10 protein-coding genes and 1 pseudogene are annotated in these 12,749 nt (G+C 41.3%); all 11 read right to left on the bottom strand.

Annotation, left to right across the window (positions count from 1 at the left end; all coding sequences use genetic code 11):
• Nucleotides 1-207: 207 nt before the first annotated feature.
• The 11 genes and pseudogenes from BW944_RS14810 to BW944_RS13915 all read right to left on the bottom strand — a co-directional run bounded on the left by BW944_RS14810 (nucleotide 208) and on the right by BW944_RS13915 (nucleotide 12,729).
• Nucleotides 208-1,302 carry an HNH endonuclease gene (locus BW944_RS14810; RefSeq protein ID WP_234983193.1) on the bottom strand — a complete coding sequence of 365 codons (1,095 nt, stop codon included), beginning with the start codon at nucleotides 1,300-1,302 and terminating at the stop codon, nucleotides 208-210.
• A gap of 183 nt (nucleotides 1,303-1,485) precedes the next feature.
• A complete protein-coding gene (gene rpoN, locus BW944_RS13960; RefSeq protein WP_076560736.1) occupies nucleotides 1,486-2,742 on the bottom strand; it encodes an RNA polymerase factor sigma-54 in 1,257 nt (418 codons plus the stop codon).
• 49 nt (nucleotides 2,743-2,791) lie between these two features.
• Nucleotides 2,792-4,161: pseudogene (locus BW944_RS13955) on the bottom strand (sigma-54 interaction domain-containing protein).
• Nucleotides 4,162-4,559: 398 nt separating this feature from the next.
• Complete coding sequence (gene xerS, locus BW944_RS13950; protein WP_076560734.1) at nucleotides 4,560-5,633, bottom strand: tyrosine recombinase XerS; 1,074 nt, start codon at nucleotides 5,631-5,633, stop codon at nucleotides 4,560-4,562.
• A 472-nt stretch (nucleotides 5,634-6,105) separates the two neighbouring features.
• Nucleotides 6,106-6,963 carry a class II fructose-1,6-bisphosphate aldolase gene (gene fba, locus BW944_RS13945; RefSeq protein ID WP_076560732.1) on the bottom strand — a complete coding sequence of 286 codons (858 nt, stop codon included), beginning with the start codon at nucleotides 6,961-6,963 and terminating at the stop codon, nucleotides 6,106-6,108.
• Nucleotides 6,964-7,287: 324 nt separating this feature from the next.
• Complete coding sequence (locus BW944_RS13940; RefSeq protein WP_076560730.1) at nucleotides 7,288-8,112, bottom strand: aldo/keto reductase; 825 nt, start codon at nucleotides 8,110-8,112, stop codon at nucleotides 7,288-7,290.
• Between the two features lie 145 nt (nucleotides 8,113-8,257).
• Entirely contained in the window at nucleotides 8,258-9,547 is a 1,290-nt protein-coding gene (locus BW944_RS13935; RefSeq protein WP_076560728.1) for a TRAP transporter large permease, read from the bottom strand.
• 47 nt (nucleotides 9,548-9,594) lie between these two features.
• Nucleotides 9,595-10,158 (bottom strand): TRAP transporter small permease, encoded by a 564-nt coding sequence (locus tag BW944_RS13930; protein ID WP_076560726.1) that lies wholly within the window; start codon nucleotides 10,156-10,158, stop codon nucleotides 9,595-9,597.
• Nucleotides 10,159-10,229: 71 nt separating this feature from the next.
• Nucleotides 10,230-11,261 (bottom strand): TRAP transporter substrate-binding protein, encoded by a 1,032-nt coding sequence (locus tag BW944_RS13925; protein ID WP_076560723.1) that lies wholly within the window; start codon nucleotides 11,259-11,261, stop codon nucleotides 10,230-10,232.
• Between the two features lie 16 nt (nucleotides 11,262-11,277).
• Entirely contained in the window at nucleotides 11,278-11,988 is a 711-nt protein-coding gene (locus BW944_RS13920; protein ID WP_076560722.1) for an alpha/beta fold hydrolase, read from the bottom strand.
• 120 nt (nucleotides 11,989-12,108) lie between these two features.
• Nucleotides 12,109-12,729, bottom strand: coding sequence for a cupin domain-containing protein (locus BW944_RS13915; RefSeq protein WP_076560720.1), 621 nt, complete (start codon nucleotides 12,727-12,729; stop codon nucleotides 12,109-12,111).
• Nucleotides 12,730-12,749: the final 20 nt, after the last annotated feature.

Here is a 12,749-nt window from a genome sequence, read left to right as displayed (position 1 = left end):
TTGGCTTGCCACCTTCGTAAAGCTGGACGATCTATTTCTTGAATTCAGGGGTGAAGCTACGACGATTTCGTTTGGTCATGGTTTGGCACTCCTCGACGTTCGATTTTCATAAAGTGTAACGGACCTTAACGAAACTGTCCAATCAAGTGTAGCCTATCTAGATAAGCATAATAGAAGTTATTAATAGTTATTTTACATATAATTAGCTTAGATTTTATTTCTTAGTTCTTCTATTGAATATGCTGGAGTTTTCTTATGAAGCATTGCATGGCAGTTCGGACATACTGGACGCAAATCTTCAATTGGATCTACTTCATACTCTTTACCGACGGTGCTGATGTCAATAACATGGTGAACATGAATAAATCCTTTGCCTAGATTTCCATAGACCTCTTCAAAATTGAAATCGCACACTGCGCAGTTTCGCCCATGATACTGCAGACATCGCTCTCTTGCTATAGGATTTCTTTCATACCTGTTCACCGTCACTTTCTTTGTGACACCTTCCACAAGGCCACTGGACACAGGGATTTCTTGAGGGTTATGTAACGACTCCAGGATATTTACTATATCTTTGTATGTTTTTGGTTCTAGTGGAATAGAAGAACCTTGGAACCCGTTTATTAAATGTTGGTCCTCATAGATATTGAGTTCTTTGAAGTCTTCTAGTAGTAGTGCCTCTGACAAGAGGTTCTGTTTATACTTAATAGGCACTCTGTAACGAACTTCATAACGGTCTTCATTCTTGTACCAAAAATCATCTTTATCAATTGCTTCATGTCTTGGTAAATCTGTGATTTCCACCAACGCGTATATACCTGGTCGTAATCTATCTTTCCCGCTAAGGTGCTTTTCACTACGATTATCTTTGCCTACTCTTACTACACCTAAATCCCCAACGCGAAATGAATCTTTGTCAGAGGTTCTAATAGAGAACGACCCGTGGGTTGCATTTGAAGATAGGAATTCGTCAATTGCCCATCTCTTAGGGTTGCAGAAAAAAGTCCAATAGCCCGTGGGTGTTAGTTTGTTTTTATGCTCCTGAGATATCTTACGTAATTTCTCTTCCTGAACAATTGAGTCAGTAGTGAAATCGTAGGTATGTCCATCGTGCAGCCATTCTTCATCATAATACATTCCGCGTTCCATTTGTGGGAAAGGCAACGATTGTAAGTTTGCATATGTTTTAAACCAATTGGCTGCTTCTTGTATAGAAGCAAACTCCTTAAGCTCTTTTTTATCTTTATGAATGATAACGGGTTTAGATAATTTGTTAGTAGCTGTTGGTCTTCTTAGTGCCAATTTGCTTACCTCCTCTAAATGAGGGAGATTTAGTTTTTTCAGTAAATTCCTACATTGAAATTCACAAACGTAATTTATGGTAGGAGTGTTTCTTCTCCGCGGGTGAATCGAAAGCGTTGGAACCTTGCGAGGTGCTACGGGCATGCTATCCGCGATAAACAGTCGTGAAACCATAGCAGGGGGTTATCGTTTCTCAGAAGACAGAATCTCCAGAGTTGCACGATATTTGGCAACCGTTCTTCTGGACGCATAAAGGCTTTCGCAAGCCAATAGTTTTTTCAGTTTTTGATCTGACAAAGGGTAAGCTGGATCTTCGTGCTTCACAAGCTCGTGGATTCGGTTTTTTATAACAGCCGAAGATGTACCGTTTTTCGTACGGGATGGAAAGAATTCTTCCATATAATACGTGCCGTTCGGGGTTTCAACGACTTTGTTTCGGACAGCGCGACTGACGGTGGATTCGTGGATTTCCAAAGATTCGGCTATTTCTTTTCTGGTGAGTGGTTCAAGAGAACAAATTCCTTTTATCGCTAGCGTAGGTTGTTGTTGTATAATCTCATTTGCAATAGCAAGCAACGTCCACTGTCGCTGTTCGATGCTTCGTTTCAGCCACTGGAATGTTCTTCGTTTCTCTTTCAGAAAAGATGATGTCTCCTTGTATTGTTTCATAATCTTTTTGTAATCCTCGTTCAACTCCAGTTGAGGAATGACTTGCTTATTGAGAACGACAGTATACGTCTCTCCCTGCTTCCGGATATACAAATCAGGGATAATGTAGTCTGCACCCGTAGTCCCGGTAGTCAAACCGGGTTTTGGGTGAAGGGTACGAAGACGTTCCAGTCGTCGGTCCAAGTCCCGGGAAGTGAGAGAAAGGGTGGAGCACAGGGTGTCTCTCTGTTCTTCAGCTGCCTCTTGTAAATATTTGGAAATAAGAAGGGAGAGAGCCTTGTCCCCTGGAAAGAAACGTCTCGCTTGGATCAAGAGGCATTCTTCGACGGTCCTCGCTCCGATTCCTGCGGGTTCTAATGACTGAAGGTGATGGAGGCAATCCTCCGCCTTAGATATAGGGGTGTTGCATGCGTCGGCCAAATGTTCCAGTGGATCCACGAGGTAGCCTTTCTCGTTCAAAGCCAAAATAAAATACCGAATGATCTCTTTTTTCTCTTCAGAAACATCGAGAAAGGCCGTCTGCATCTGCAAGTCTTCATAAAGGTCCGGGTGCTGGTTCTTTTCGAACAGGGGGGTGTCTGTCATGTCTGTATCAGGCCGAGACGAAGAGAAGGATGGTTCCTTGAGATCAATCCACGGGTTTTCAAGTGCCTCTTTCTCGATATATTCTTTCAGCTCCACAGCCGACAGCTGAAGAAGCTGAAGTGCCTGTTGCAGGGAGACATTCATCTTCGGTTGCTGGGTCTGTTTTGTTTCCATTTCCAGCTTCATGTTGATTCTCCTCACCATCAAATTCTACGGACTCATGCGCGGTGTGTCATTATGAGTCGTTGGCATCCCTCTGTTTTTTTAACCGATATTGAAGACTTTGTCTACTGATGCCAAGTGTTTTTGCAGCATGTGAAATGTTGCGACCGCTTTCTTCGAGCGCCTGTTCTACATAAGATTTCTCTATCTCTGCCATCCTGGTTTTTAACTTTCTAGGAAGGCTGGGGGCCCCTTCGTGACGAACAGGCTCTCTATCTGGGCTGAGTCTGTTCCTGAAACGTGACGGAAGGTGATAAATTTCGATCGTCTCTTCACCGAGAATACGGTTCATCATTCCTTCGATCATATGTTCAAGTTCCCGCACGTTCCCGGGCCAATCATGCTGAAAAAGAATCGTTTTGACGTCCTCATTCATGCGTTGTACGTTCATATGAAACAATTGATTGTACTTCTGGATGAAATTTCCCGCAAGCAAGGGCAGATCTCTCTTTCGTTTTCGGAGAGGCGGGATGATAAGCGTAACGACGCCGATTCGATAGTACAAGTCCCTACGCAGCCGATTTTCTTGAACTGCATCGATTGGGTCTTCATTGATAGTGGCAATGATCCGGACGTCCACTTCTCTATCTCTCGTATCCCCCACACGACGGATCGTTTTCTCCTGTATGACACGGAGAAGTTTGGCCTGAAGAGGCGGGGAAAGGGAGTTGATCTCATCGAGCAGCAGTGTGCCGCCATCTGCCTGTTCAAAGAGTCCCGGGCGATCGATGGCACCCGTGAATGCACCTTTCGTCGTTCCGAAAAGGATGCTTTCTATGAGTGTGTCAGGGATGGCAGCACAGTTTTGGGACTGGAAAGGCTGGTTGGACCGACTGCTTCCGTTATGGATACTCTGGGCGAACAGTTCTTTTCCAGTGCCGGTTTCTCCCACTAGGAGTACAGACGATGTCGTACGGGTAGACCTCTTCGCTTCTTCGATGACATTTTGTATCTCTTCGCTTTGACTGATGATCCGATCGAAGGTGAATTTCGTATTTTTCTTACGCATCACGTTTTCCCTGATGACCTGTTCCAATTGGGTGATGTCTTTAGCGATTTCGACGGCGCCTGTAATTATCCCGTCCTCTGTAATGGGGAAAGAATCGTTGACGGTCGTGATTTCTTTCCCTTTGTTGTTGAAATAGACCTGTCTCTTCGCTCTCGTTGTTCCCCCCGTTTTCAACGCTTTAACGAGCGTACTGTGCTAATCGGCGTTGAACTTGAACACATCGAGGATTCACTTGTCGAGGACATCTTTGTCGTCCATTGACTCTATCTCCATCATTTTTTATTGTAAATAATCGTTCTGCCGCGTCTGTCTATGACGTGAATGCCGACGTCCACCTCGTCGAGAAGTAGGTTATGAACTTTTCTTATATCCATATCGGGCAACCTCCAGATAACTATTGCTTTTATTTTAATCAAAAGGTGTACAATATGCAAAAAATTTTTTCTTTTCAATTTTGGATTTAATGATTGTGCAAAAATTATTGGCGTTAATTCTCTTTTTGCTGAGAACAAGTGCTGTCATTGCGGGGTTCATAAACTTGGCATGTAAATTGCTAAATAAAGATTGGTGTGATTTTTCAAGGAGGGAATCACCGATGATAACGGCCATTATGTCTTATGAGAAAATCCAAAAATTGTTCACTGTATAAGGGGGGATCTATGTTGACCAGCAAGAAGACAATTAAAGAAGAGACCGAATCCATGGACCTGTTCCATTCCACACAGGTAGTCATCGAAGAGGCTCTCCAACATTTAGGGTAGCCTTCTTTTTATTAATCATCCATTCGATCAATCGCGTTCTGTGCTTCCTGTTCCTGTGCGTTCATATAAAGGGTGGATGTATCCGTGGAAGTGTGACCTAACTGCCGCATCAGGTCATACATCGTGTTTCGTTTGGCGAACTCCGTTGCAAAGCTGTGTCTCATCTTGTGAGGAGATAATTGCTCGTCCCGGTACGCTTTCGTGTACTTCATGACGGTATGCTGAATGGCGCGAACGGACATCAGATTCGCGGTGCCCCGATAAACGGAAAGGAAAAGGTATGGCTCTTTGCCTTGCACTTTGTATTTTTCCTCGCGGACATCTAGGTAGGCTTGCAGGTATGGCACAGCAAAGGAGCGGAAAAACACAACAGATTCTTTACTTCCTTTGCGCAGCACCGAGAGCTTTCGCTGCTTTAGGTTGATCGACGATACCCGTAGATTGGCCAGCTCACTTACACGTAGCCCAGAGGCTAGAAGAAGAGCAATGATCGCCTGGTCTCGTTCTTTGTCGCGTTTATAGTAAGCGAGACACTGTTTCTGATCCTGGACCATCTCTTCGTACCCTTCACCGACAAATCTGACAAATGCTTCAATGTCTTTACCGGTAAGAACCTTATTGCTGATGCGCTCGGCGCGTGAGGATAAAGTCTCCGAGGTTTTGGCCATCTTCACTTTGGCCATGACATTACGGTGAAAATAACACTCCCCGTCTTCGTCTTCGGTACGGGTGGTCAAAAATTTGTACAGCGACTTGAGGGAACTTTTCTTGCGGTTGATCGATTCCTCCTGCAGCTCTCGTTCTATGCTGAGGCGCGTAAAGAAAGTATTCGCTTCGACGAGCCGTAAACGCTCCAGAGCTGACAGAGGAATATCTTTCATATGATCTACCTCTACAATCCCTTCTCGCATCAGCCAGCGGAAAAACGTTTCAAAGTCATGGATATACCCGAGAAGGGTGGACGGAGACGTGTTTCCGGTATACATGTCGTCTTTGTATTCATCAATGAAAGAGGGAAGGTAGGTGAGCTTTTCTTCCACCTTCTCTTTATGTTGCCGTTGCTGACGGGTCAACCGTTCGGCCATCATTTTTCACTCCTTAAGGTATGTACAGAAGTTCCTATTGCGAGTACAATGTCACTAACAATTGTTTATGGTTCAATACAACTCGTTGTGCCCTTGATCAGCGACGCGTTGTTCAAAAGAAGTGTCTCGTGGAGCCTTATCCATGCGATACTTCTTTTTTAGTATATCAGTGGTTAATTTATTGATCTATTCGTTAAAATGAAATTTCACGCAAAGATAGGAAAGTACTAAAAATGAGGTTATTCACCCTCATTTTTAAAGTGCTTGGATATTGTGAAACAAATTGTTTGAAGGATTCTAGAGGTGAACAGAAAGGGGGAGCCTCTAGAATCAGTAACCAAATCAACTGGTGAAGGGAGGTAACCTCCCTCTCGTCTTAGTTTGTGTATAATAGATTTCACGACGAAGCCCGAGATAAGCTTGTATAACTGCGGCGAGAACGTAAAAATAAATCGTTATTTGACGCAGACCTTCAATTTGCCTTATTTTTTGTGCCAAATTCTTTGATTTTTTGCTCGACCGATCGTTCTACTGCTTCTATGGCAGGCAACAAAACTAATCTGGGTTCATATACGTTTTCATCTTCTTTCAGTTTATCTCTGAGCGCTTTTGTCCAGACCTGAATGTTCTCAGTGTTTACGTTAATCTTCGCGTGTCCTAGAGAAATCGCTCGCTGAATCTGATCCGCAGGTATACCAGTTCCTCCATGTAACACCAAAGGAACTTGAGTTCTGGTTGATATTTCTTCCATATGTTTGAAACCTAATGTCGGCTCGCCCTTATATGGCCCGTGAACAGAACCAAGTGCAGCCGCCAACGCATCAATGTTGGCTTCTTTTACTAGACGGACGCAATCTTTCACGTCAGCATATTTCGTATACCCTATTATTCCATCTTCTTCTCCTCCAACAGATCCTACTTCTGCTTCTACAGAAACCCCTCGGCTTTTAGCATAATCAACAACTTCCTTTGTTAAGGCAATGTTCGTATCTATATCATAATGAGAGCCGTCAATCATTACTGAGGTATAGCCAGCGTCGATTGCTTGCTTACATCTTTCAACACTTTGTGAATGGTCAAGGTGAAGAGCTACTGGAACCGTTATACTCATTTCATCGTATAAGATTGTTACCATAGACGCCACATTTCGAAAACCACCTAAAAAGTCCACCATGCTATCCGAAGATGCCAGGATTAACGGAGATTTCTGCGCTTCAGCAACCCGTAATAAGGCTGGAATAAACTCCAGGGTATTAATATTGTATTGACCTACTGCATATTGCTCTTGTTTAGCTTTTTTTAACATGTCTTTCATTGATACTAAACTCATCCGTATCACCTCTTTCGTTTGTTTTAATTTCGATATTACGTACTGACTGATACCACGAGGCCACAAGACAGTGTTTTTGTAGAATCTTTTTTCTTTCAATATAGAGTAGCGATTATTGTTAAGGAGGAAACCATTAATGTAAATAAAATTTACGATTTTCAAAGACCTCACATACCTCGTAAGGGCCACACTGGATAAGTGTAGAATAACGTTGTTCTTGTATTTATCCTTATTTAAATCTAGTCGATTAAATGTTATTTACTTAACTTATAGAAAGATCTTATGATGAATATAATCTGTTTTCTAATCAAAGACTGAATAAAATCATCGGATATTCATTTCACTTGGCTTACGTCCTTTTCTTTGTCCTCTGTCTAGCCCGTTCAATTTTTTCATATCATCTTTAGTTAATTCGAAATCGAACACATTAAAATTCTCTTCAATCCGGGCAGGCGTGGTAGACTTCGGAATAACGACACGATTGTTCTGCAAGTGCCAACGAATGATTACTTGAGCGCCTGTCTTCTCGTGCTGCGCAGCAATCCGCTGGACAATAGGGTCTTTTAAAACTTCTCCCCCCTGCATCAATGGGCTCCAAGCTTCCATCAAAATGCCGTTTTCCTTGCAAAACTCTGTTAATTCTATCTGGGCAAGGTATGGATGGCACTCGACCTGATTAATTGCAGGTTTCACATCACACTCATCCATAAGACGTTGAAGGTGTTCAATATCAAAGTTGCAAACGCCGATAGCCCTAACTTTTCCCTCCTGTTGTAATCGTTCCATTGCTTTGTACGTTTCAATATATTCATCGTATTCAGGTGTCGGCCAGTGAATAAGGTAAAGGTCCACGTAATCAAGTCCCAGTTTACTAAGGCTTTCGTTAAAAGCCTTGCGTGTATTTTCGTAACCTTGATCTGAATTCCAAACTTTCGTCGTAATGAACAATTCATTACGCGGAACACCGCTACTAGTAACGGCATGACCTACTTCGCTCTCGTTTCCGTAAATAGCTGCCGTATCTATGGAGCGATACCCGGTTTTCAGTGCTTTTATTATCGCAGACTTTGTGTCTTCCTTATCTACCTGCCATACCCCGAACCCGAGTTGTGGCATCTTTATATTAGTGCGTAGCTCAACGTAATCCATAAATCAAAACCCCTTTTGTTTATTTCTTTAAATTATAAGTTTAAATATACATCTGTATTATGCCCCAACTGTGTTTATTAATTTTGTAAGAGAAATATCGCAATAAATGTTCAGAATTTCATTACAATTGTGAAACTGTCGTACATTAGCCTGGAGTTATTAACAAGTCAGGAATTTTTAACGATATTTGTGGAATGAAAGTAACGAAAAGTAAAACTACAATCATAACCAAAATCCAAGGTACAATTGCTTTTGCTAGACTGTCGTACTTGATACCACTAACTTGACTAGCCATAAACAAGTTGGCACCAAGTGGCGGTGTGATGAATCCTATTGCCAAATTTAGAACCATAATAATGCCAAATTGTATAGGGTCTACTCCTAACTCCATGACTATTGGCAGTAATATTGGAGCAAGTATTACAACAGCCGAATTGGTCTCCATAAAGGTTCCGATGAGTAACAGGAATAGATTAATTAAAAGCAAAACCATAATCTTATCTGAAGTAATACTCAAAATAAAATCAGCGATAGTAGTTGGCATTTGCGTAATTGTTAGTATCTGGCCGAACCCCGAGGAAATGCCGATAATAATCAGAACTGCTGCACTTAATAAGCATGAGTTGTATCCAATGTAAGGAAGATCTTTAACAGTAACCCCCTTATAAACAAAAACACTTACAATTATTCCGTAGACACTTGCAACGGCTGCTGCTTCTGTGGGAGTGAATATTCCTCCATAAATTCCACCTAGGATAATTACTGGTAACAACAAAGCAGGTACAGCTTTGAGCAGTATAATAAAAATTTCCTTCCACGAATATTTTCGCGGATCTCCTTTATATTTGTGTTTTTTGGAATAAAAAAGAGTGTATATGATTAGGGCTATCCCTACTAAAATGCCTGGACCTATACCAGCCGCAAACATACCAGTAACGGAAACCCCAGCCGTTACTGCGTAGATGATAACTGTAATACTAGGTGGGATAAGTGTACCTACCGTTCCTGCTGTAGCTACAAGTGCACCTGAGAAAGGTTTGTTGTAGTTACTTTTCACCATGGCTGGGATCATTATCATCCCCACGGCTGCTACTGTAGCTGATCCAGTTCCAGAAATGGCGGCAAAAAATAAACATGTGACGATTGAAATAACACCTAATCCTCCAGTCCAACGTCCGAAGAAAACATTTGAAAGATCCAAAAGTTTTTGGGATATCCCCCCTCTCCCCATAATGTCTCCGGCGAAGGTGAAGAGAGGAACAGCCATTAGGGGGAAAGAGTCCAGCCCTTCAATGACGTTCTGTGTAAAGGCATCTATTCCCACGGGATTTGTTACAAAAATGGTCGCCACGGAAGCTAATCCCAACGCTATAGCTATTGGTACAGATAAACATAACAAAACGATAAAACTACCAAATAACACGCCTATAGTCATATAATTCATCCTCTTGTAATTCTATTTAATCGCTTCTCTTCTACCTCTTAGGGATGGTTGTCTTGTTTTGGAGCAAAGAAAACGTCGTCCTTACTTTTGAATAATCCACTGCTGTTGTCTAAGTACTCTAAGGGGAGAGAAAAATTTCTTAATTTATACACAATACGTTGGGCCAGTCTAATCATTATAAGCAAAAACCCTACCACACCAGCTCCGTAAAGAATGTTCATAGAAACGTCAAGTGTAACTGCCATATCTCCGAATTCCTTAGTGGACTGGTAAATCTTGATAGAGGAAACAAATAATATCGTCGAAAAAAGGATAAAAAACATATCCACGACAATTAAAATAATCTTCTGAACTTTTTCGCCGAAAAACGATACGAATGTACTGATCTTGATGTGGGATTGAGTTCGAGTAGTATAAGAAATACTGAAATACATTAGCCAGACGAAAATAAATCTCGATAACTCAGAAGACCAAGAGAATCCAGTATCAAAACCGAAACGCAAGACGACTTGTAGAGTTACTAGCAGTGTCATACCGTAAAACAACAGTGCAATTAGAATTGGTTCAAAATTTTTATCTAGCCAAGTGAATATTTCTTTCATTAGCTTTCGCCCCACTATTCATTAAATTTGCGACTCTAGCTTTAGAATTTCATTTCTAGGAGAACAATATTCTACTCATTTTTTCTCTCTGATTTGACTTCTTCCATGACCATCTTATATGTGTCCTCACCAGCTTCCTCAATAATGTCTTCTTTAATGGCCTCATTCATAATTTCGCCCATCTCTCTTCTTACTTCAAGTGGCACTTCATTAACTTCGACCCCTTTGTTTGGTAATTCCTCCAAAATTTCTGTTTCCTGTTCGGCCATTAATTCTCTTTCCATCTCAATCGCTTTGTTAGCTTCTTCTTCTACTAACTCGCGATTTTCCTCGGATAACTGGCTCATAAATTCTTCGTTTGCATACCACAAAAAGTTCGTATAAATATGTTTTGTCATTGACCAGTATTTTTGTGCTTCGTAGAACCTTTCATTGTAGAAACTCGATGTCGCACTTTCTTGCCCATCAATCAAGTTTTGCTGTAAGGAAGTGAATACCTCTGTCCAAGCTATATTAGTTAATGATACATCAAGAGATTCCCAGGCTTTGATTTGTAAAGGACTATAGCCCCGTATTTTTAATCCTTCAAGGTCCTGCAACTCATTTATAGGTCTAACGCTATTAGAAAAGTTTCGAAAACCTATTTCCATGTAACCGAGCCCTGTAAGTCCCTTAGTTTCTAAAGGTTTCATCAACTCTTTGCCAGCTTTGCCATCCAAGACTCTGTGAGCGTGATCTGCACTGTCAAATAGATAAAAACTGTCCCACACTGAAAATTTCGGGAAAGTTTTTGTGAACAATGTGGTTGCTCCTAAACTCATTTGTAGATCTCCGCGGCGCACCTTTTTCATCATTTCTTTTACTTCGCCCAATTGCCCAGATGGGAACAATTCAACTTCAATATTTCCATCCGATTTTTCTTCCACGTTCTTTTTAAAATTCTCTAAAGATTTTTGTACCGGGCTGTCGGTGCTACTATCGTGTCCCAATCGTATGGTAGTCTTGTCTTTGGCTTCACCATTTTGATCAGAAGATGAGCATCCTGCGATTAACGCTGATCCGAGAACTAATACAGTCATCAATAAAAGTTTTTTTAGAGTCATTTCCTAGGTCGCCTCCCTAATTTTTTTGATCGTTTAGCCAATAGCGTAAAGTTTCTGTTACCGTTTGAGGTTGCTCTAAACTGCAAAGATGTCCTGCATCTTCGATTTCCTTTAAATGGGCATTAGGGATGTTATCCCTAAGTGTCTTTTGTATTTCAGGCGCTACCATCTTGTCTTTAATTCCATATATTACCAAGGACTCGCAGGTAATGTTGGACAATTCTCTAGTGTAGTCAGGTTTTTTTTGAAGAGCTGTCATTTGTTTAATCATTGCTTCTTTTCCTACGTTTTCAGCCATTTGGTAGATCGTTTCAACTAATTCAGTGTTACTTTGATTGTTTGATTGAATTAACAGAGGTAATAAGTACTTCTGAGTTATTTCTATGAAATGTCCTTCGTTAGCCATATCGATAAATCGCTTCCAATTGTTAATTTGCTCAGCTGATGGGGGAAGTGGATTCGTATCTAACAAGGCTAGTTTACTAACGCGATGAGGAGCTTGTTTAACTATTTCTAACGCTACTAAACCTCCCATGGATAGTCCTGCTAAAGCGAATTGTTTAGGGGCCCCATTTAGTACTCGCATTGCCATATCGTAGATGGAGGAATCACGAGTTAGGTCTCCAACTCTCACATCCGCAATATCAGAGAGATTTAATACTTGATGAAACCACAGCTTTTCATCACACAATGTTCCAGGTAACAGAATTAAAGGAGTTTTTTCCATCGAAATCACCTTCTATTGTTAAGACTTCTAATTGTTAACGTTTACATTGTTAAGTTGCAACAGATGGGCAAACTAAGGAGGACTTTGTTTGCCCATCTGTCACACGACTCAACTAAAACTTTATTTATCGTTGTTAAGTTTTTCATCCATTTCTTTCTCAAGATCTTTGAAATTTTCTGGTGGAATCATTTTTCCTTTTTCATCAGCTTTAAATCCATACTGTTCTGCCTGACGGATGATTTGTGGGGCCCAATGAGGATCTTTACCGTCAAAAACTTTATGTGGTTCAAGTACAGCGAGTAGCCAAGCTTCTTCATCACTGTCGCTTAACACTTCAAATCCTCTCCATAGTCCAGGAGGAAGCGAAATTAAATCCCATGGATTTATAATGGTTTCTCCCTCAATCTCGTCTTCCGAATTCCCCCAATAAAATCTCCATTGCCCCGTCAAAGGAAAGAAAGCCTCAATGTAGTCATGGGTGTGATAGGCTGGACCATTTCCAGGCTTTGCTTTTACCATACCAATCTGGAAATCGTGAGGTTGGGTTATAGCTGCCGTATAGTCAGGGTTTTCACTAGCTGTATCCCCGACATAGGAATAGTTCATTCGCTGATGCCCAGGCAAAATGCTGTCGATGAACATCAACGGTACACCAGTTTGTTTCAGTTCGTCAAAACGAACTATTCTTTCTTTTTCCATTTCCTCTTTAGTAATGTTGGTTTTGAATTTTGGTTCTGACATAGTAATTTCCTCCTAAATAA

It is taken from the genome of Salimicrobium flavidum (assembly GCF_900156645.1).
Classification (GTDB): domain Bacteria; phylum Bacillota; class Bacilli; order Bacillales; family Halobacillaceae; genus Salimicrobium; species Salimicrobium flavidum.
The sequence above is the reverse complement of the archived record's forward strand: the minus strand, read 5'-3'. Positions and strand labels throughout refer to the sequence as shown.

Bases quoted from the DNA above. Each gene is read 5' to 3' on its own strand.
- rpoN (WP_076560736.1), bottom strand. From the start codon at position 2,742: ATGAAGCTGGAAATGGAAACAAAACAGACCCAGCAACCGAAGATGAAT.
- xerS (WP_076560734.1), bottom strand. From the start codon at position 5,633: ATGGCCGAACGGTTGACCCGTCAGCAACGGCAACATAAAGAGAAGGTG.
- fba (WP_076560732.1), bottom strand. From the start codon at position 6,963: ATGAGTTTAGTATCAATGAAAGACATGTTAAAAAAAGCTAAACAAGAG.
- BW944_RS13940 (WP_076560730.1), bottom strand. From the start codon at position 8,112: ATGGATTACGTTGAGCTACGCACTAATATAAAGATGCCACAACTCGGG.
- BW944_RS13935 (WP_076560728.1), bottom strand. From the start codon at position 9,547: ATGACTATAGGCGTGTTATTTGGTAGTTTTATCGTTTTGTTATGTTTA.
- BW944_RS13930 (WP_076560726.1), bottom strand. From the start codon at position 10,158: ATGAAAGAAATATTCACTTGGCTAGATAAAAATTTTGAACCAATTCTA.
- BW944_RS13925 (WP_076560723.1), bottom strand. From the start codon at position 11,261: ATGACTCTAAAAAAACTTTTATTGATGACTGTATTAGTTCTCGGATCA.
- BW944_RS13920 (WP_076560722.1), bottom strand. From the start codon at position 11,988: ATGGAAAAAACTCCTTTAATTCTGTTACCTGGAACATTGTGTGATGAA.
- BW944_RS13915 (WP_076560720.1), bottom strand. From the start codon at position 12,729: ATGTCAGAACCAAAATTCAAAACCAACATTACTAAAGAGGAAATGGAA.